This is a genomic window from Acidithiobacillus sp. AC3, assembly GCF_050261095.1.
GTDB lineage: Bacteria > Pseudomonadota > Gammaproteobacteria > Acidithiobacillales > Acidithiobacillaceae > Igneacidithiobacillus > Igneacidithiobacillus copahuensis.
In genome coordinates this window covers 1404073-1423613 of record NZ_CP189838.1, presented here as the reverse complement: position 1 = coordinate 1423613, position 19541 = coordinate 1404073, and the positions used below count along the sequence as shown (strand labels likewise).

Annotated in this window: 18 protein-coding genes; 8 read left to right on the top strand and 10 right to left on the bottom strand. The window is 59.0% G+C overall.

The window, feature by feature from the left end; translation table 11 throughout:
• Position 1 precedes the first annotated feature (1 nt).
• The 4 genes from cas7c to cas3 are packed head-to-tail and all read right to left on the bottom strand — an operon-like array spanning position 2 to position 5623.
• Entirely contained in the window at positions 2 to 934 is a 933-nt protein-coding gene (cas7c, locus tag ACQAYK_RS07210) for a type I-C CRISPR-associated protein Cas7/Csd2 (RefSeq protein ID WP_248885549.1), read from the bottom strand.
• Positions 931 to 2685 carry a type I-C CRISPR-associated protein Cas8c/Csd1 gene (gene cas8c, locus ACQAYK_RS07205; RefSeq protein ID WP_248885548.1) on the bottom strand — a complete coding sequence of 585 codons (1755 nt, stop codon included), beginning with the start codon at positions 2683 to 2685 and terminating at the stop codon, positions 931 to 933. The genes cas7c and cas8c overlap by 4 nt, the downstream gene beginning before the upstream one ends.
• Entirely contained in the window at positions 2682 to 3347 is a 666-nt protein-coding gene (gene cas5c, locus ACQAYK_RS07200) for a type I-C CRISPR-associated protein Cas5c (RefSeq protein ID WP_248885547.1), read from the bottom strand. Before cas5c ends, cas8c begins: the two co-directional genes overlap by 4 nt.
• Positions 3348 to 3355: 8 nt before the next feature.
• The gene (gene cas3 / locus ACQAYK_RS07195) at positions 3356 to 5623 is read right to left on the bottom strand and encodes a CRISPR-associated helicase Cas3' (RefSeq protein ID WP_248885546.1); all 2268 of its coding nucleotides are present in this window, start codon (positions 5621 to 5623) and stop codon (positions 3356 to 3358) included.
• On the opposite strand from cas3, the gene ACQAYK_RS07190 reads away from it, so the two are divergent.
• Positions 5597 to 6040 (top strand): hypothetical protein, encoded by a 444-nt coding sequence (locus ACQAYK_RS07190; protein ID WP_483167373.1) that lies wholly within the window; start codon positions 5597 to 5599, stop codon positions 6038 to 6040. The two genes, cas3 and ACQAYK_RS07190, sit on opposite strands and share 27 nt — an antisense overlap.
• 6 nt (positions 6041 to 6046) lie before the next feature.
• Here the strand turns inward: ACQAYK_RS07190 and ACQAYK_RS07185 are convergent, their stop codons facing one another.
• From ACQAYK_RS07185 to ACQAYK_RS07160, 6 genes are all read right to left on the bottom strand, one after another.
• Positions 6047 to 7309 (bottom strand): IS256 family transposase, encoded by a 1263-nt coding sequence (locus ACQAYK_RS07185; RefSeq protein WP_248885544.1) that lies wholly within the window; start codon positions 7307 to 7309, stop codon positions 6047 to 6049.
• Between the two features lie 354 nt (positions 7310 to 7663).
• Positions 7664 to 8680, bottom strand: coding sequence for an IS110 family RNA-guided transposase (locus ACQAYK_RS07180; RefSeq protein WP_483167372.1), 1017 nt, complete (start codon positions 8678 to 8680; stop codon positions 7664 to 7666).
• A gap of 67 nt (positions 8681 to 8747) precedes the next feature.
• Positions 8748 to 9260, bottom strand: a complete 513-nt coding sequence (locus tag ACQAYK_RS07175; RefSeq protein ID WP_483167371.1) for a hypothetical protein — start codon at positions 9258 to 9260, stop codon at positions 8748 to 8750.
• Positions 9257 to 9913, bottom strand: a complete 657-nt coding sequence (locus tag ACQAYK_RS07170; RefSeq protein ID WP_248885542.1) for a helix-turn-helix transcriptional regulator — start codon at positions 9911 to 9913, stop codon at positions 9257 to 9259. Before ACQAYK_RS07170 ends, ACQAYK_RS07175 begins: the two co-directional genes overlap by 4 nt.
• A 757-nt stretch (positions 9914 to 10670) precedes the next feature.
• Positions 10671 to 10916, bottom strand: coding sequence for a ribbon-helix-helix domain-containing protein (locus tag ACQAYK_RS07165; protein ID WP_483165587.1), 246 nt, complete (start codon positions 10914 to 10916; stop codon positions 10671 to 10673).
• A 134-nt stretch (positions 10917 to 11050) separates the two neighbouring features.
• Complete coding sequence (locus tag ACQAYK_RS07160) at positions 11051 to 11512, bottom strand: tetratricopeptide repeat protein (protein WP_483167370.1); 462 nt, start codon at positions 11510 to 11512, stop codon at positions 11051 to 11053.
• A 383-nt stretch (positions 11513 to 11895) separates the two neighbouring features.
• On the opposite strand from ACQAYK_RS07160, the gene ACQAYK_RS07155 reads away from it, so the two are divergent.
• The 7 genes from ACQAYK_RS07155 to ACQAYK_RS07125 all read left to right on the top strand — a co-directional run bounded on the left by ACQAYK_RS07155 (position 11896) and on the right by ACQAYK_RS07125 (position 19444).
• A complete protein-coding gene (locus ACQAYK_RS07155) occupies positions 11896 to 12384 on the top strand; it encodes a prepilin-type N-terminal cleavage/methylation domain-containing protein (protein WP_483167369.1) in 489 nt (162 codons plus the stop codon).
• An 85-nt stretch (positions 12385 to 12469) separates the two neighbouring features.
• Positions 12470 to 13009 (top strand): prepilin-type N-terminal cleavage/methylation domain-containing protein, encoded by a 540-nt coding sequence (locus ACQAYK_RS07150; RefSeq protein ID WP_483167368.1) that lies wholly within the window; start codon positions 12470 to 12472, stop codon positions 13007 to 13009.
• A gap of 27 nt (positions 13010 to 13036) precedes the next feature.
• The gene (locus ACQAYK_RS07145; protein ID WP_215873117.1) at positions 13037 to 13219 is read left to right on the top strand and encodes a hypothetical protein; all 183 of its coding nucleotides are present in this window, start codon (positions 13037 to 13039) and stop codon (positions 13217 to 13219) included.
• An 18-nt stretch (positions 13220 to 13237) separates the two neighbouring features.
• Positions 13238 to 14758 carry a diguanylate cyclase domain-containing protein gene (locus ACQAYK_RS07140; protein ID WP_483167367.1) on the top strand — a complete coding sequence of 507 codons (1521 nt, stop codon included), beginning with the start codon at positions 13238 to 13240 and terminating at the stop codon, positions 14756 to 14758.
• Between the two features lie 84 nt (positions 14759 to 14842).
• The gene (locus ACQAYK_RS07135) at positions 14843 to 16402 is read left to right on the top strand and encodes a diguanylate cyclase domain-containing protein (RefSeq protein ID WP_483167366.1); all 1560 of its coding nucleotides are present in this window, start codon (positions 14843 to 14845) and stop codon (positions 16400 to 16402) included.
• 256 nt (positions 16403 to 16658) lie between these two features.
• A complete protein-coding gene (locus tag ACQAYK_RS07130) occupies positions 16659 to 17396 on the top strand; it encodes a tetratricopeptide repeat protein (protein ID WP_483167365.1) in 738 nt (245 codons plus the stop codon).
• A complete protein-coding gene (locus ACQAYK_RS07125) occupies positions 17393 to 19444 on the top strand; it encodes a phosphocholine-specific phospholipase C (protein WP_483167364.1) in 2052 nt (683 codons plus the stop codon). Before ACQAYK_RS07130 ends, ACQAYK_RS07125 begins: the two co-directional genes overlap by 4 nt.
• The last annotated feature ends 97 nt before the right edge of the window (positions 19445 to 19541 follow it).

The window sequence follows — 19541 nt, the reverse complement described above, 5'->3', positions numbered from 1 at the left end:
CTTAAACCATGCTTAGAAGCGTCACGCCTGAGGGCAACTCCGCCTCGTTCACGACGACTTCATAGTCCGCGAAGCTGCGCGGCACGTCTACCTTTCGCACCACCTGGATGCGCTCGAATAGCGAGTGCGCCGGCGCATTGCCCAACTCCGACTCGTGCTTGAACACGTACAGCCTGCGTGTTGCCATTTCCCCGCGCGCAGCCGAGCGGTCATGGTCAAACATCTGGCCAAGCGCCTGCCATAGCAGTTCTAGGTCGGCGTCTGAAAAACCGGTCTGCCTGGCGAGGAAGCTGGAGATGAAGCCATGCGCGACATAGAGGCCGTATGGAACGGTGTGCTTGCGGCCCATGGTACGATTATCGCCTCCCTGCTTTTCGGCTTCAGCTTCGGTAGCTACGGCCATGCGGGTAATCGAATGCTCTTGCGCGATGATAGGATCGACCGAACGCGCAAAGGTGAGCTGCACTGGTCCGCGCACTTGGCCGCAGTTGATGCCGGTGGACATAACCGCTCCGAAGGTGCGTACGTCGAAAAAATTCTGGCACATCCAGTCTCTGGCCTTGTTCACTTCGTCGCCGCCACCCTTACGCTTTTTGACAGGTTTTTTCTCTGGGGCTCCGTCGGAATCGGCCTCAGCCGGTTCCACATCTAGCTGCAGCGCGGAGTAAGCACGCTGGTTTTGTAGATTGAGGATGGCTTTCTCGCGCACGTAAATCTCAAAACGCTTTTCTCCCGGCTGCGGGTCGCGTTCATCCTGATCGCGAGTCATGGCCACGAAGTTACGTACCTTGCGCTTCAATGCTACGTCAGTCACCAGCCCATGTCCGGTTTCGGCATCCAGGCGCGGCAAGTTGCCGGCATCAGGGTCGCCATTGGGATTACCGTCTTTCACATCAAATAGCAGCACAAAGTCATAGCGATTGGCGATACTCATAGGGTTTGCTCCTTGACGGTGACGGGGGAGGGTTTACTGAAAAAGGCTTGGCGTTGCTGGTAGTAGCCGAGGGCGAAACGCGCCTGGTCTGGCAGGGGCAGGATACGCGGCGGGAAGGCGGTGGCATCGAAACCGTCCATGATTTCGCCAATCAGCCTCTCACGGGTGATCGCGAGACCGGCGGCCAGCTTGCCGAGGTGGTGCTTATTTAACCGCAGCAGCGTCGGGAACACCGCAGCTGGGGTGCTCGACGCCGCGCCATAGTAGCGGTCGCGGATGGTGGCGTTGAGTCCGGGGCTGGCGTCTTCCTGGATTTTTTCCAGCGTGGCGAACAGTCGACCCAGCCGATAGGCCGGGTTGGCATTGGATGGATCGAGCATGGGCGCGAACTCCTTCTCTTGGGTATGACGTGAACGAATCCAGCGGTTAATACTGCCCTTGATGGCAGCGGCGCGGGCATAGGTGGGTTTTTGCTCGGCGCGGCAGCGCGCCACAGCCAGATTGAGCAGGGTGGCCGGATAAGGCAGGCCTTCGAGGATGGCGCGCATGACTTCGCCGCCGAGGTTGGGCGGGATGTTGTCAGACTTGTTCAGTAGCGCCACGCCGGTGAGCAGGCGAAATAATGACAGATGTTCAGGTTCGTAGATGGTGTGGACGATGGCCACATCCTCGAAGTGCTGCCTGATGCGCCGCGCCAACTCGCTGGCTGTGGCAGTTTCCCAAAAGCGGATGCTGATGCGCGCTGCGTTGGGTGCAAGGCCGAGCACATGGAAGCGGGTATCCGGCCTGCCGACACTGAACTGCCCCGACGCTACGGACGTATACAGGGCCTTGATCGCTTCAGTGTTTTTGTCCGGGTTGTCCTTGAGTGGTTCGCCGAAGAGATCGGTCAATGTATCTTCCAACTCGTGGGGCTCCTCGGCCCAGAACACAGTGGAGGTATCACCGACCTGAATGCGCTGCTTCGATGCCAACAGGTGATTCAATGCGGTGGTGTAGGCGAATGAAGCATGCAAGCTGACCGGCGCGTTTTCACCATTGCGTTCGCGTTTGCCGTAGGACTCAAATGCGCGGGCGTTGAAGGAAATGATATTGCACCCGGCAGACTGCCCGCCCCAAACGCCCTTTATGACGGATTCGTTCGGTGCAAGTGGCACATCAACCTCACCGGTTACTAAGCAATTGCCGTGCAGTTCGCTGCCGGCTTGCGAAGCGGCCAGCGCTGTTTCGTATGCATCGCGGACGGCGGGACGTAGGTGAATGCCCTCCATATCGGAGATAAGGCGAAAGATCAGAACTGGGTCGCGCTTCTCGAAATCGTCTTTGGCTTGGAAACGATGTACTAATGCTGTGGAGGCTTCGGGGTTGTCACGAAGGTTGATGCAGAACCGACGCACGGCTTCGACGCCTTTATCGTTTAGGTCACCAAGCCATTCTTGAAGAGTGTCTATGAAGCCACACAGCTTGACGTCGCCCTTATTGCCTTTGCCAAACACGAAACTGGCGTTGTCCCAGAGCAGATTGGCATCCTTGCCGCTGTTGGTGTGCTTCATCGCCTGCTTGCCGATGGCGGTAACCAGCATGTCGCGCGGAATGGTCTTACCTTTACTCCGTTCTCCGACAGCTTCGAGGTTGACGCATTCACCCTGCTCGTCGAGAACAACGACATAATCGACGCCACGGCGCACCCATCCCTCGCGCGGCAAGCTGTCAACCCGGTCGTAGTAACGATTCAGAGCTTGCAGAATCATCTCCGCACCTCCGCGCTGTCCCAGGCTGGAACATGCACCACGCCTTGCTCCATGCGCGCGCGGAAAAAGCGCGGCTGTGGGTCGGCTGGGTTGGAGAAGTCCAAATCGTGCAGCATGAAACCTAAGTCGCGGGATTCATCGATAGGTTGTGGCTCGGTGGCTTTATCGTCAACGAGCCGGAAATGCGCCGCGAACTCACGGGTGCCGAGGTAGGGCTGATTGACGCATTGGCCCTTGGCCGCGCGGCGCTCGAACATCTCGTGATACTTCGGTGCGCGGGCCTCAGGGTCGTGCGCGGGCAGGAACTCCAGATCGGCATGCACCCGGTATGCCACATCGCGTAAGAACAGCCCGGCGCGCTGCTGGCGGTCATCCTCAATATAGAGAGCTAGGTCGCCTTGACCATTCTTCATAGCGGTCTGGACATTGTGGCTGGAGACCACACCAGCCACCTCGTTACGCCGCAGATTGATCCAGCGGATGGGTTTGAGCACCTCGATGCGGCGCACATGCCAGCGGATTGCTGGCTTCCAAAGAATCGCCTCGAAGCAGGCGCGTGCGGCCGAAGGAGTCATCACGTCGTAGCTCACCCGTTCGACCTTCATTTCCGGCCGGGTGAAACAGGCGTAGGGGCCAGAAAGTTCAAGGCAGTAAGGCTTCATAAGACCTCTCATGCGATGCAAACAGGGTGAACCGGAGTGCCCTCGGGATTGAGGCCAAGGGTGGTGTCGTACAGCCAATCGCTCACTTGCGCGAACAGCCCAGGCATGATTTCCTCAATGTCGCCTTGTCGGAGCAGTTGCATGGCTTGGATGCGATGCAGGTTAACAGTGTAGCGCTGCAGCTTGCGCATCAGCCAGCGTTCGGGACCATCTTTACGCAAGGTCGCTAGCCACTTGTTGATGCTGTCGTCCTGGCCATTAACGCCCTGGTAACGCACAACGATGGGCATGCTGTCTTCATCTGAAATCAATTTGAATTTCTCTGCTGCGGTGCGGAAATTGACGGCCAGTTCGCGTCCGTCAAGCGCGTTGTCGGCCATGAACAAGTCATCGCAGATGCCTTTTTTGTCGAGTTCACAGGCATGGTACAAACGCTCGAAATAGCGGGCGAAGCACTCGAGCGCAAGCGGCTGCTCGGTGTCGCCGTACAGAACGCTGCGACAAGCGTCCTCGCCACGACGCAGAAGCCCGGGTGGAGCGGGCTTAGGCGGCACGAAAATGACGACCTTGCCTTTGGCGGCCAAGTGGCCCTCGCGGTTGCAGCGCCCTGCCGCTTGGGCGATGGAATCGAGCCCTGCGAGCGCACGAAATACCACAGGGAAATCCACGTCCACGCCCGCTTCGATCAGTTGGGTGCTGACCACACGCGTAGGTATGCCGGCTTTTAGTCGCGCCTTGATGTCGGCGATGACCAGCGAACGGTGGGCGCCGCACATCAGCGCGGACAGATGCAGCGTCCCCGCATCGATCTTCTGCATCTGCTCCCACAACGCGCGAGCATCGTTGCGGGTATTGACGATAGCGAGCACCGAGTCGTGTGCGGCCAATTCCGACGCCAGCTGCGGCCATTCTATGGGTGTATGCCAATCTGCAGGTAGAAGTACCCGCACGCGTTCCAGTGAATGGTAGAGCGCATCAGGATCGCTGATGATTTCACGCACATTGTCCAGGCCGCGCAGGTTCTGGCGCGCGTCAAAATAGGCGCGAGTGCTCAAGGCGGGCTGCGTGGCGGTGGACAGCACCACGGTCACGCCGTAGTGCTGCGTCAACAGATTGAGTACGTCGAGCATCGGCTGTAGAAATTCCGGAGGCAACAGCTGCGCTTCATCGAGGATGACGACGCTATCCACCAGATTATGTAGCTTGCGGCAGCGCGATGTCCGGGCGGCGAACAGTGACTCGAAAAACTGCACGTTGGTGGTAACGATAACGGGCGCGTCCCAATTTTCGCAAGCCAAGCGTGAAGCGTGGTTTTCCTGGCTGGGTTCGGATTCGGCATTGCTGTGATGCTCGATGACCACTTCGCCGAAGATGCTGCGGAAGACGTCTGCCGTCTGCTCGATGATACTGGTGTAGGGGATGACGTGAATGACCCGGCGCTTGCCGTGTACTTGCGCATGGGCCAGGGCGAATGCCATAGCCGAGAGTGTCTTACCGCCACCAGTGGGCACGGTGAGCGAGAAAAGGCCCGGAGTGAGCGCGGCTTTTTCCCGACACTGGCGCAGAATATCTGCGCGGATGGCGTTGACCGCCGTGGGCAGGGCCAGTGTAGCCAGCTGCGCCATGTGAGCGTCGAAGCGGGGCTCTAGCTCGGCAAGCGCAGGCCAGCAGTTACGTTGCGCGAACTTGTCCGGGTCCATGTAGCGCTCGGTGTCGAGGAAGTCTGCATCCACCAGCGCCGAGAATAGCATGCGCACCCACAGGGCAAAGCCATTCTTGCCACCTGGGATGATGCGCAAATCTGGCTTGAAGCCACCAGTATCCAGTAATTCTGCGGGCGGATTTTCGGCCAGTGCTTCATTGAGTTCATCACGACTATCTGCGTTGCTCAGTCGCACATCCAGCCCTCCAAACCAGTCTGCGAGTCCCGCATGATGTCCAGCGATTAGATAGGCCAGCACTCGACCCGCCGCACCGAAGCGATCCGTTGCAAGCATGGCCCCCGCCGTAGAATGTGGCGCCTTGCCCGCTTCGCCCTTGATGTGTGCATCGACCTCAAAGCCACTGGCCAAGCGGATGTAGCGCTGGAAGCGCGGGCGGTATTTACCGAGATCGTGCCAGCGCCCGGCCAATCGGGCCCAGTCGCCGCCATATTGTTCCGCGAATGTCGCGGCCAGCGTACCAACACTATTCAGATGCTCTAGTAGGTCGTGCGGATCACGCCAAAATCCGTCAGCATTTTTCGCGGCATGAGCGATGCTACTACTTATGGGCATGATTTGCGCTGCCTATCCGCACTTTATTTCCTCTCGTTCGTCGTGACCAGCCAGACGCCAAGGCCTGTGCCGCGATCAACAGGCCATGCCATCTTCTTCAAGAACCGAACACTTGAGGCGCGCACGGCCAAGCGAAGAGCCGCCATGCAGAATCTGCACAAGAACATTTTCCAACTTCCGGCTATAACCGAAGGTAGTTGCTCAGGAGATTGTATGCTTTCCATCCACGCCAAGAAAGGCTCCAACCTGGAGCACGTCGCCAAGGTGGCTGACTATCCAGACGAAACCCCCAGCGACCAACCCAAGCGCACAAGCGATTCCCGGCCTGGATCGGGCGCCATCGAGGACTATTACAGCCAGAATAACGGTGGCACGCCCAGGAGCTATGGTCAAGAGTGGTGTATCAGGATTTGCTGACATGATTCAGGCGGCGTCCTGTTGGGGGTCGGGCTGGGTTTCATTGGCCGGCATCCCATCGACAAAGATCACCCCGGCAAAGAGGTCTCGGAGCCTCTGCGGGTAGCGAATCCCTTTCCAGTGTTTTTCCGCTTGCTGGATGAGCTTGAAGCTCAGTCCCAGGAAACTGCTGCGCGAGACGCAGTTCTTGCTGCGGCTGCTGCGCTGGCGAACGGTCGCAAAGGTGGACTCGATGGCATTGCTGCTGCGAATGTGGAGCCAATGCTCTGCGGGAAAGTCGTAGAAGGCCAGCAGTACGTCGCGGTCCTTCTGGAGCTTCTCTACCGCCTTTGGGTACTTGGCCTGGTAGTTGCGCACAAAGACCCGCCAGGCCTGCTCTGCCGCCTCTTTGGTCTCGGCCATCCAGATGTTCTGCAGGGCGGCCTTGGCCTGGCTCTGCAGCCGCTTGGGAAACTCGTTGAGGACGTTGGCGGTCTTGTGCACCCAGCAGCGTTGATGGCGTGTCTGCGGATAGATCTCGCTCAGCGCCGACCAGAAGCCCAAGGCCCCGTCGCCGATGGCCAGCAAGGGGGCTTCCTGCACGCCTCGATCCCGCAGGTCGCGCAGGACTTCGAGCCAGGACGCCTTGGATTCGCGCAGGCCGTCGGTGACCGTCACGATCTCCTTCTTCCCTTCAGCGGTCACGCCGATGATGACCAAGAGACAGATGCGTGGGTCATCTTCCGCACGCAGGTTGGTGTAGATGCCATCGGCCCACCAGTAGGCATAGCGCTTGCCACAGAGGGAACGGCGCTGCCATTCGGTATGCTCCTGCGCCCACTCCGCCTTGAGGCGCCCCAGGGCCGCCGGAGAGAGTCCCCGAGCCTGCTCGCCCAACAGCACGACCAGCGCCTCGCGCAGCTTGCCAGAGGAAATACCGTGCAGATAAAGCCATGGCAGGGCCGCAGCGATGGTCTGCGAACGGCGAACATAGGGCGGGACCAAAGAAGAGCGGAATCCCAACCCCGATCCCGAGCGGTCCCGAGTCTTGGGTACTCGCACCGGAACAGGACCCAGGCGGGTCAGTATCTCCCGCTCCGGCTGGTAGCCATTGCGCACCACGGCGCGACGCCCATCCACGGTCCGTACCGTGCTCAGCTCTTCGAGTACCGCCACCAGTTCAGCCTCCACCGCCTGTTGGACCAAACGTCTTGCCCCCTGCCGCAGGATCTCTTCGATCCCCACCTCCAGCCCTGCCAATCCCTCTACCACTTTGCTATCTTCTCTCATGGCGCACCTCTTCGTTGCTGATCAGATTTCGAAACCCTTTCTAGCAACAGTGCGCCACCCTCCTCAGGTCAGCTGTAATCTCCCGCACACCATGTATGAACGTCTCCGGCTTTACAAGATGTCGTAGATATTGGATGGGATCGACTGCAAACATGTATTCGGCCTGTTTATGGGCGTGCCGCCCTGGCCCCGATGGACTATCCGCGCACCGACTCCTCATCACTTTCACGGCTTCAAACAGCCTCTGGTGTATTCAGGTTCAGTTAGTGCCGGTCCGACCTATCCGCCATCATTCGTCATCAAGCAAATCGAGAAACTGTTGACCTCCTTTTACCTATAACCACTTGTTCTCCATTACGCGGCTACGGCCATTCGATAGCTCTCTCCACGAGCCATCAGCACCCATGCCGTGCGTACCATTTTTGCAGCGAGGGCGACAGCCGCCTTCTGGATGCCGCGTCGTGCCACCAACGCTCGAATCCACTCAAAGCGTGGACCCTCTTTGTCACCCATATGGTGGATGACAGCCATCGCTCCCTGTACAAACAGGGTACGCAGATAGCTATCTCCATTTTTGGTGATCCTTCCCAACCGGGTCTTCCCCCCAGAACTCGATTGTCGGGGTACCAACCCCACCCAAGCAGCGAGTTCTCGACCATTGCGAAAGAGCCTGGCATCCCCAACAGTCGCCACTATCGCGGTGGCAGTAACAGGTCCTACCCCAGGAATAGTGACCAGGCGCTGGGCTGTCTCTTCTGTAGCCAAGTGCGCGATCCTTTGGTCGCACTCCGCCAGGCGCTCGTCCAACCGCATCAAGTCCCCACGCAAGGCGGCGAAGATGCCAATGGCATCCAAAGGCATGTCAGCATCAGTAATCGCTTCCAGCAATCTTTGCGGGAATCTGGCCGCCCCTTGGGGGAGAACAATACCGAACTCTTGTAAGAGGCCTCGGATTCGGTTGATCAGCGCAGTGCGGTCTCCCTTGATGGACTCCCGCACTCGGTGCAGGGTCAGCACTGCCTGTTGTTCGGGTGTTTTGATTGCTACGAAACGCATATTGGGGCGAGTCACGGCCTCACAGATGGCTTCAGCATCGTTGGCATCGTTTTTTCCGCTCTTGCGGTAGGGTGCCACAAATTGGGGGGCCATCAGGCGCACGGTGTGTCCCATCTCCGCAATCTTGCGAGCCCAATGGTGTGCGCCTCCGCACGCTTCCATCCCCACGAGGCAGGGTGACAAGTTGACGAGCGTCTCCAAGAGCTTTCCCCGGGTAACAGTCTTCCTGAGCACAGCCTTGCCCTGCCTATCCACACCGTGGATCTGAAATATGTTCTTTGCTAGATCAATACCGATGGTCGTAATCTCTTTCATGGGATGAACCTCCTTGTTCAATAGGCCTCCATCGTGGCATCTGACCACGGCTGGGGGAAGGAGACGTTCATCCCATTACTTTCGAGCATAGCTCACCTAGCCGCGACCGGATATAAGCTCGCGCAGCATCGCGTTCGCGCTCGATTCGCGCACGCACCCCAATTTTTTGACCAGTGGACAGACCCTTATCCCAATCCACCGGCATATCAGCGCTGTGTATGCAGCTCCAGCTTTGCGTCCAGAGGCGCGCAGCAATGCTGCTGTTATCTTGTGTCGCACGCTCCACTTGTTGCCTGCCTTCGGCGGGGCGAGGAGACGCGAGGATCGGTGCAGAAGCCGTGGCAGCATCAATGCGCAGGCGGCGGAGAAGATCGGCTATAGTGCCGCCCTCGTTGGCGGCTGTATTGAGATACACTCCTTTTTGCGGGGCAATTTTGTAGTTGCAATGACCAGTATTGTCGCAATCGGCATTAACTTCCCGCCCGTTACGCTTGCAATAAATTTTAGCGTTTTGTAGCAACGTCAAAACATCATCTACAGAAAATGTCTTGGCGGATTTTTTGAAGGTGCGAGTACTCATGCCGCACCTCCCTTTGCCCCACGGGCAACGAGGGCAAGCCGAGGACGACCACGGCGCTTTTGCTGAGTAGGTAGTGGCGGTGCAGGGGGGAGATAGGTAGGACGATTAGCAATCCATGCTTGGATACTGGCCAGCGTCCACCTGGGACCGCGAGCTCCAGGCACTGCAATGGCAGGCGGGAATGCGAAAGGGTTTTTGCTGTACTGATTTTGAAGGGTTTTTTTGCTAACGCACAGAAGTTGCGCGAGCGCGTTCTGGTCTAGAAGACTGCTGATGAGTGATTGAGGCGGTTCCCCATCGCCGCCATCCCCATCGCCGTCGGATCCCGACTCTGCAGATGCTGCGCTTGAGCGGCTTGATGCCCCGTGAGACCGACGTGCACGGGTGGTAGTGCGAGTCGCGGGCACTCGCTGCAGCAGCCGAACTTGCGGACGAGTAACAAGAGAAAGCCTCTTCTTTAAAAGTGCAACGCGCACCTGTACTTTATTTATTCTATATTGCTGTTCTTGTGTAAATAACGGTTTATCATCGTTTTCGGGATCGTAATAGCTTGGTGGGTTGAGCATATCCGGCGCGAGTTCCGTTGCAATGTCTGTGATTTTGCGAGATTCCCGTTCAATCTGTTTTGCCAAATTTTGTGCTTCAGACGTCATTTTCGTCTCCTATAAACATCGCCGCCGTCTCACTTCATCCGCCGTTGGCTTGTGCGGCAGGAGTGCAGGGGGAGACGAGGCCCTTTCCGTGCAAGTGCATGGTGCACTCCATATCACTCATTATAGGCACCTAGTCTGCCCATGTCAAGCATAAATGCAATACGATCAATGGCTTATGAAACTAACGCCACGTTATTCAGTGGGAACGAACGGGGGCGAGAGGGAACAATTAAGGCAATGTAGCGTTACTTTTTCACGATGATTGCCCGTCGGTATTGCGATTATTGATGTAACCATAAAAAGATTGAGGGCCGGTGAGCGCTCGCGCGGGTCTGAGCGCATGGGATGGGTGAGCGCGGTTCTCAACTCGTGTGCTAGTATGGGCGCGGTTGCTGGGTGCGATCGGATTGGTTATGAGGATTCTCAGGGCTTTCTTGCAGCGTAATTGCAGCACACCCAGGGCGGGAATATATGGGAATTGGCGGGAACGGAAAACGATATAACGTATTGAAAAATAAAAAGAACACTATGCAAGCGATTGATCAAAAAAGGCGTAAAATCCGACTCGAAATCGGATGGACAGCAATGTCACGTGGGTTCGAATCCCACCCTCTCCGCCAATTAAAACAAGAAGTTGCGTGATGATCCTGGAAGACATCGGAAATCCAGGTTGCCTATACTCCAGTTGCCGAACTTGAGACAGGAAAAGGCAAGCGCTTCGCCAGTGTCGATGAACTGGACGGTGACTGGCGTCATTTCAGTGGCTACCCTCCATGTCTTTGGATGCGCCCTCGACAGCCTTGTTGAGCAGGTCCAGGCCGCGAGAAGTCTTTCCCTTGCCGCGGGCTGCGCGCAACTGGAATCGCGTCTCTGCGTCAAAATCAGCCAGCATGAGGGTGGTCATTTCGTCGATTAGACGACTAATGCTCACCTTCCGCTGCTTGGAAAGTTCTCGCAGTCGCCGATGTTTGTCATCGGGTAAGCGAACGGTTAATGCGCTCATGATTGCATCTCCTGCCAAAGTTGCTCTGGAGTTACCACCTGCAGACCAGCAAACCGTAACTCTTTGCTCCGTAAGTCCTGCAGGTTGTGTGTGATAATCCGTGTTGCTCCAACGGCTACGGCCAGTTCTATCTGTCAGGAATCCAGGGCGCGGAGCTTGGCGAGGGCGACCGGATGGCCGGCCACGGCGGCCTTGCCCAGCCACTCGATGCCGTGGGCGAGGTTCACTTCGGTGCCCAGTCCTTCCAGATACCCGGTGGCCAACCACTCCATGGCGTCGGCATGTCCCTTCTTGGCCGCCATTTCCAACCAGCGGATGGCAATGTCCGGCTGTCCGGCTTCCAGAAAGATCAACGCGACGTTGTGGAAGCCAGCGGCCTTGCCCTCCATGGCATCCTGCAGGGCGGCCTCCAGTTCGGCGGAGACTGGCAGGCTGAGGTGCGCGGCAAGATCGGGTAGGGCCAGCAAAAAGCTGCCTTTGCTGTCGGCTCCGGACTGCCGGGGGGACAGTATGCCATCGTCCACCCAGCGATAAATGGTCTTGGTCGTCTTTCCCGTCAGCAGGCTTGCCAACATCACCGAAATCTCTGTAGACATCGACGGACTCCTCACAACAGTCGCGCGTGCGCCAGTAGAAGAATGCGCCACCCTTGCCGGCCTGTCCATGGGCGGGGAGGGCAATGTCACAAGAAAAGCTAGGACATTTTCGCGGGATTTCCTGCCGATACCCGGATGTCACAAGAAAACCCGTGACATTTTGGCCGGATTTTACCGCCAGCCCAGAATGTCAGGCGTAAACCCGGGACATTGACGGCGGGAGGCACCGAATATCACCAAGACAGTATCTGCTGAACTGAGCATACACCCGATAAAATGGGGTGTTGAGACGATAAGCAAAAAGTGGCACGAGCCTTGCATAGCTATCCTGCAACTCGCACGGGGCGAGTGTAGATTCACTTCTCTGCAGGAGGAAGTACCCCATGAGCATGAAAGTACAGCAAGTGAAGCGGGCCTCTGAAGCCGGTTTCACCCTCATCGAGCTGATGATCGTTATCGCCATCATCGGCATCCTGGCGGCCATCGCCATTCCGCAGTATGAGCAGTACATTGAGACGTCCAAGGCGACAACCATCAGCCAAGATTTTCATCAGTTAGTGACTGGGGGAACTGCTGCCGTTGCTGCGGGTGCTGCGGGACAAACGACGTCAATTTGGTTGCCAAATAATTACAGCACCGGCGTCGAAGGGTGTGCAACATTTTCTTCCACGCCGGCAGCTACGGCAGTGGGTACGAGCGCATATGTAGCAGTAGCTCCCAATTCTTCTGTTGCGTTTACGGTAGACTACAGTGGCTGTTCTGGAAATCTGCCCACAAAAATTAGTAGCGCTTTGACCGCGGCGGGTATTAGCGCCAGTGGAACTTCGACTACCGCCACCATCGACGTGAATGGCGGTGTGAGTTACAGCTAAGTTGGATTGCACCCCCCTTCGTCGGGGGTGCATCTTTCGGACAGCACTCTGGATTTCCCAGAGCCCTCTCGGAAGGGTCAAAAACATGGACAGCACAATGTTGGGCGCCGATTCCGAAAGGGCTTTCGGACGGCCCCCTGAGGAAGGCTTTACCCTGATCGAGGTCATGATCGTGATTGCGATCATTGGCATCCTCGCCGCCATCGCCCTCCCGCAGTATTTCCAATACATTGAAACCGCCAAGGCGCAGACGGTGGCGGGTAACTGCAAGCTGGCGGTGGATGCGGTCACCAATGCCTATGCCGCCAGCAACAATCAGGTCTCGACCAATATCTACAACACCCTCAACGGCAACGTGGCGCATGATGTTGCCGATCCGGTCTATGGTCAGGGCACGCCCGCTTTTGTTACCGGTGGTACGGCCTCGGCCTGCGGCCAGGTGGAGGTCAGTTCCAGCACCATCAGCGCCAGTGGTCCAGCACCCACTACCGTCAAAGTCATCACCAGCGGCTGCCCCGGCAACCTTGGTAACTACATCGCCCGCGCCTGCAGTGCCGAAGGTTTTCCCTCCGCCGCCACCGGCTCCGGGGTCGTTATCACCCAAAATGGCGGGGTCACCCCCTAGCCAACCACACAACCAGGAGAGTGAAAGATGAACGTTCAGGAACGCATCCAGCAATTGCAGTCTCGCCGCCATCGCCTGCTCGACCGTCGTGCCGAGCGCGGCGCGCCGGTCGCCAGCCTCGACCTGGAGCTGAATGTGGTGCGCAGCGAATTGATTGCCCTGTACGAAATCCAGCGTGAGCGGCGCATCGCCCTGCGCCTGGCGAGCTAGTCCGGCTGCCGCCCTGCCGTGAGTAGCGACGACACCTCCCGGAGTTCCCCGGGCCGCAGCTTCTGGCAGCGCCTGGGGCGCCCGCCGCAAGCGGACCAGACGGTCCGCGAGCAGCAGCAGTTGCTCGCTTGGCGCGGGGCCTTGTCGGCGGTGTTGGTGCCGGCGGCAGAGGAACGGCAGGTCCTGCAGCGTTTTTGCGAAATTACCGTGCAACAGGGAGTGGCGGACCTGGCGGCGTTGCTGCGCCCCGGTCCGCAGTCGATACTCCAGCCGGTGGCCTTGAGTGGTCCCCGCGCCTTCGTCAGCGATATTTGCTGTTCGCCGAGTGCCGCCATCTCCGATACCCAAGGTCCGCTGGGAAGGACCTGGCGCGAAGGGCGCGCCTGGTACTCCGAGGAGCGGCCCTCTGCTGCGGCCTTTGTCGAGTGGAATGCACAAGTGGCGCGGCGTGGGCTGCGCGCCTCGGCCATCCTGCCGGTGTTGCGGCGCGGACGGATCTGGGCCCTGTTGCTGCTGGCGCGCGAGCGGCAAAGCGACTGGGCCAGCGACAGCCAGATGCTCCTCGAATCCACGGCGCAACTGCTGGGCGACGTCCTCGAAGACCTGACCAAACAGCAGTTACAGCTCATTCTGGGATCCGGCCTGCGGGCCGCCCTCGACAGCGTGGTGCTCACCGACGCGCGGCGGCGGGTGCTCTATGTCAACCAGAGCTTTACCCTGATGACGGGGTATAAAGAAGACGAAATCTGTCACAAGGGCCTCAAGATTCTGCAGGGCCCGGAAACCAGTCTGGCGGATCTGGCAAGCCTCGACATGGCCTTACGCGAAGGCGCCGCGTGGTCAGGCAAGCTGCTGAATTATCAGCGCAACGGGCAGACGTTCTGGAATCAGGTGAGTATCGTCCCGATTCGCAACGCGGCCGAGGAACTGACCCATTTTCTGGGCATTTTGCGCGATGTGAGCCGTGAGCATTCGTTGCTGGGGCAGCTGGAGTACGAAGCTCGCCACGACCGTCTGACGGGGTTGGCCAACCGCCGCGCCCTCGACGACGAACTGGAGCTGGCCCTGGCCCGGGTGCAGCGCAATCGTTCCAGCCTGACGGTCTGCCTGATCGATCTCGATTCTTTCAAGCCAATCAATGACCGCTACGGCCACGACGCTGGCGATCATGTGCTGCAGGTCGTGGCGCGCCGCCTGCGCGAAGGGCTGCGACGTACGGATTATGTGGCGCGTCTGGGTGGCGATGAATTTGTCATCCTGCTGGAGGGCTATCGCACTCCCAAAGACTTGGTGCAGGTGCTACTCAAGCTGGAATCCCTGGTCAATGCGCCCATCCTGCTCCCCAACGGGCAAGAGGTTGCGGTGCAACTGAGCATGGGTGTCTGCCGCTATCCCGAGGACGGTGAGGTCGATGTTGGGCGTCTGTTGCGCTACGCGGATCTGGCGCTCTACCAGGCCAAGGCCAACCGGCAGCAACGCATTCAGTACTGGGTGTTTCATCACGAGCGGATACTGGCACGGCAAAGCGCGGGCGGGTGACGTCGGCAAAAATGTACAGTCCCACCTGCGCGCTATTTTTCGCTAGAATAAGTGCCCATACTTCTCTGCAAGGATTCCCGCTGTATGTCTGATGCCTTCGACGATTCGCATAGCGACTCTCCCGGCGCCCGTTTCTGGCGTTTGTTGGGGCGCAGCGGGCAGGCGGACAGTAATATCCGTCGTCAGCAGCAGCTATTGACCTGGCGCGAGGCGATTGCCGCCATCCTCGTGGCGCGCCGCAGCGAAGGGGATCTGATGCAGCGCTTCTGTGACAGTGTGCTGCACAATCAGGTCGCCTCCTTTGCCGCCATTCTCCTACCAAACGCCGATGGTATCCTGCAGCCGATGGCCCTGGCGGGCTCGCGCACTATTCTGGAGGGGGTGCGCTGTTCGATCCATGCGGATCGGCCCGAAGGCCAGAGCCCGTTAGGCCTGGCCTGGCGCGAGGAGCGTTCGTTTTACTCTTCTCGCCTGCATAATGGTCCCAGCCTGCGCGCCTGGACCGATCGCTTGCAACGTCTGGGGGTTTCCTCTACGGCAGTGCTTCCGCTCGCGCGCCAGCAGCAGGCGTGGGGGCTGTTGCTGCTCTTGCGGCACAGTGGCGCTGCCTGGCCGGGCGACGAACAGATGTTGCTGGAGTCCACCGTGCGGGTGCTGTCTGAAACCCTGGAAGACGTCGCAACCTATGATCTGCAGGCCACCCTGGGTGCTGGGCTGCGTTCGGCCTTCGACGCCGTGGTGCTGACCGATACCCAAAAACGCATCCTCTATGTCAACCAGAGTTTCACCCTGATGACCGGCTATCGCCTGGAGGAAGTCAAGGAGCGAGGCTTGCGCGTGTTGCAGGGGACACATACCAGCATACAGGAGCTGGCGGCGCTCGATCATGCCGTGGCGGAGGAGTCGCCCTGGGAGGGCAAGCTCCTCAATTATCGGCACGATGGCACCGAATTCTGGAACCACATCAGCATCATCCCGGTGCGCGATGGGGCAGGGGTGCTGACGCATTTTGTCGGGATTTTACGCGACGTGAGCCGCGAGCAGCAGCTTTTCGAGCAGATGGATTACGAGTCGCGGCACGACCGTCTGACCGGGCTGGCCAATCGTCGCGCCCTGGATGACGAACTGGAACTGGCCGTGGCGCGGGCGCAGCGCAATGCGTCCACCTTGGCGGTCTGCATGATCGATCTTGATCATTTCAAACCGATCAATGACCTCTACGGCCATGAGTCCGGCGACCGGGTGCTGCAAGTGATCAGTCGCCGTCTGCGCGACAGCCTGCGACGTACCGATTATGTGGCTCGGCTGGGGGGCGATGAGTTTGTCGTGCTGATCGAGGGCTACCGTAATCTCGACGAATTGGAACTGGTGCTGGTCAAGATCGAGGCGGGAGTCAATGCCCCCATCCTGCTCGCCAACGGTCGAGAGGTGGCGGTGCGCCTGAGCATGGGGATCTGCCGGGTGCCGGAAGACGGCGTACAGGATCCGGGAAATCTGCTGCGCTACGCCGACCAGGCCTTGTATCGAGCCAAAGCAATCCGCAACGAACGCAGCCACTACTGGGTGTTCCATCAGGACTCGCGTCTGGATTTGCGACCCGAACGCCGCGTAGGCCTGGACGCCAAGCCGGAGGGAAAAGAATGAAGGGAAGGTCCTGGTGGGCCCGCGCCAAAAATTCTAAGCTATGGTAACGTTTTGCTGGCTTACCGATATCTTTCCCTATAAGGGGTATCTGGTAAAAAATCCGAACCATTAGGGTGTTGAGAATGTCATAAGTTTGTCATAAAAGCTTCATCATAGTGTCACATTGCTCTGTTAGTATTTGTCCACAGTTTGGCAAAACCGCTACAGTCATGGGGTGAAGTGGCCCCCGGATGGTGGGCAAGGGGGCGAGAGACTCATGAAAAAATTCATCGGCGCAGTATTTCTGGGAATCTGGATGTCGGGTTCCGCACTGGGCGCCCCTCTGATTGCCATGAGCAACACTGCCAATCCTGGCGCGGTTGCTGATGCCTATCTGGCCCACGCTCGGGCCATTCGCGAGAGTGACCGGCCGATCGTCGTACTGCTCAATCGCGATGATTACGGTGCGGCCATCCCGCTGCTGCGCAAGGCGGCAGCGGATAAGGACGACTTCTGGGCGGCCGATACCCTTGGGCATCTTTATCAGGCGGGGCTTGGGGTGGAACGCAGTCCGCAGCAAGCCTTTCAGTGGTATCTGCAGGCCGCGGAGGCGGGCGACCGCTCCGCCCAGCGACAGGTGGCCAATGCCTACCTGAATGGCTGGGGGGTGGCCGCCAATCCGCAGCGGGCCGCCTTCTGGTTCCGTCAGGGCCTGATGGTGCCGCAGGTAGTCAATGCCGACTTCTGGTTGGGCAAGACCTACGCAGCCGGCAAGCTGATGCCGAAGAACATGGACAAGGCTGCCTGGTATCAGGGGCGCAGTCTGGAGTTGCTACAGACGCTATACGCGGAACGGGTGGGGGCGGCGGCCTATGATCTGGGCATTGCCTATCTCCACGGCGACGGTGTGGATAAGGGTCGCACGCGGGCAGAAGCGTATTTTCGTCAGGCCCTGGCCTGGCATTATCCAGCAGCGGCGTACGCGCTCACGCATCTGGAGGAGAAGCACTCATGAAACGACGTGAGTTTTTGCAGAGTCTGGGGGTAGGGGCGAGCCTTACCGCGTTCTTGGGCAGTACCGTCGCCCGGGCGGCCTTGTTGCCGGCCAACCATCGCAGCGGCAGCATCGAGGATGTCGAACATATCGTCGTGTTCATGCAGGAAAATCGCTCCTTTGACCACTATTTTGGTCATCTGAGTGGCGTGCGCGGCTACAACGATCGTTTTCCTCTGACCCTGCCCGGTGGTCAGCCGGTCTGGTTTCAGGGGCGGATGACGGATCCTAGTCGTCCCGTCCTGCCCTTCCATTTGAACACCCAGAAGACCTCGGCGCAGTTCATTCAGGACCTCGATCATAGCTGGGCATCGCAGCATGGCGCGGTGGCCGGCGGGCTGATGAATGCCTGGCCCCTGAACAAGACCGACATGACCATGGGCTATTTTCTGCGTCAGGACGTTCCCTTCCATTATGCCCTGGCCGACGCTTTTACGCTTTGTGACCACTATTTTGCGTCCATCAATGGTCCCACCTGCCCCAATCGCTGCATGCTCTTCACCGGCTCCATCGACCCAGAGGGGAAAAACGGCGGTCCCTATATCGATGACGACACGCATCTCTGGACCAAGGGGGTCAAGCCCTTTACCTGGCCGACCTATGCCGAGCGTCTGGAGGAGGCGGGCATTACCTGGCGGGTGTATCAGGAGGGACTGCACGAGGTTGATCACAACCCCATGACGGGCAACTTTGGTGAAAACGCGCTGCTCTACTTCCAGCCCTTCGCCGATGCCTCCAGTAGTTCACCATTGTACCAGCGGGCGGCATTACCCGGTGGCGTGGCGGCCCTGCGCGAGGATGTGCTGCAGGACCGTCTGCCCCAGGTCTCCTGGATCACCGTTCCCGCCGGGTATTCGGAACATCCGTCCTATCCGCCGGCCTATGGGGCCATCTACATTGCCCGGGTGCTCGATGCGCTGACCAGCAACCCCAAGGTTTGGGGCAAGACGGTACTGCTGCTGGACTACGATGAAAACGACGGCTTCTTTGACCATGTGCCGCCGCCCCAGCCACCTACTCCCGTGCGCCCGGGCAAATCCACGATCAGTACCGAGGGCATGGTGCACGATCGCATCAACCCCGACTGGCCGGTCTTGTATACCCCCGATCAGCTTCCCTACGGTCTCGGGCCGCGGACACCAATGATGGCGATTTCCCCGTGGAGCAAGGGCGGTTATGTCTGCTCTGAGGTCTTCGATCACACTTCGGTGCTTCGCTTCATCGAGAAGCGCTTTGGCGTGAGCGAGCCCAACATTGCCCCCTGGCGGCTGGCGGTCTGCGGGGATCTAACTTCTGCCTTTGATTTCTCCCGCCCCGATGACCGCTTTGTGTCTTTGCCCAGCACCCGGAACTATGTGGCAACGGTACACCACGAATCGACACTGCCGGCGCCGGTGGTGCCGGAGGAACAGCCGATCGCCATCGCGCCGCAGGAGGCAGGACTGCGCCGTCGCCGGCCTCTGGCCTACGACACTCGTCTGCGCCTGGAGGCCACGGCGACTGGGGTACGGCTTCACTTTCATAATCCCGCCCCCTTGGGTGTTGCCTGCACCGCGTACTGGGATGGTAGCAGCCATCTGCCACACCACTACAGTATCGGCGCCGGGGATCGCCTGGAAGACGATATGTCTCTACCCAAGGGCCAGGAGCTCTCGCTGACGGTGGTTGGCCCCGACGGCTATCTGCGGCGAATTGCCGGAGAGGGATCTTCCACCCTCGAAGTGGATGCCTGGCCGGAGAAAAGCGGTGACCTCTATCTGCGTCTGCACAACAGGGGTGGAGAAGGGCAGAGGGTGATGGTTGCCGACCAGGCCTATGGTCTGGGCACGCGCGAGATCCGTCTGGCGCCCGGAGAAACCCACGAGATTTCCTGGCCGCTGGCGCAAAGCCATCATTGGTATGACCTGGAAATTCGTGCAACCCGGCATCGCTGGCGATTGGCGGGACATGTCGAGACGGGCGAGGAAAGCTGGTCCGATCCGGCAAATCTGAAGCCTGTCTTGGTATAGCGGGTACCGCCAAATTCTTTGCTTTGCCGGCCGTGTCTTGGGAAATTTGACTCGGGCGCTGCAACCGCTATGATATCCCTGCGTTCGTTTACCACCT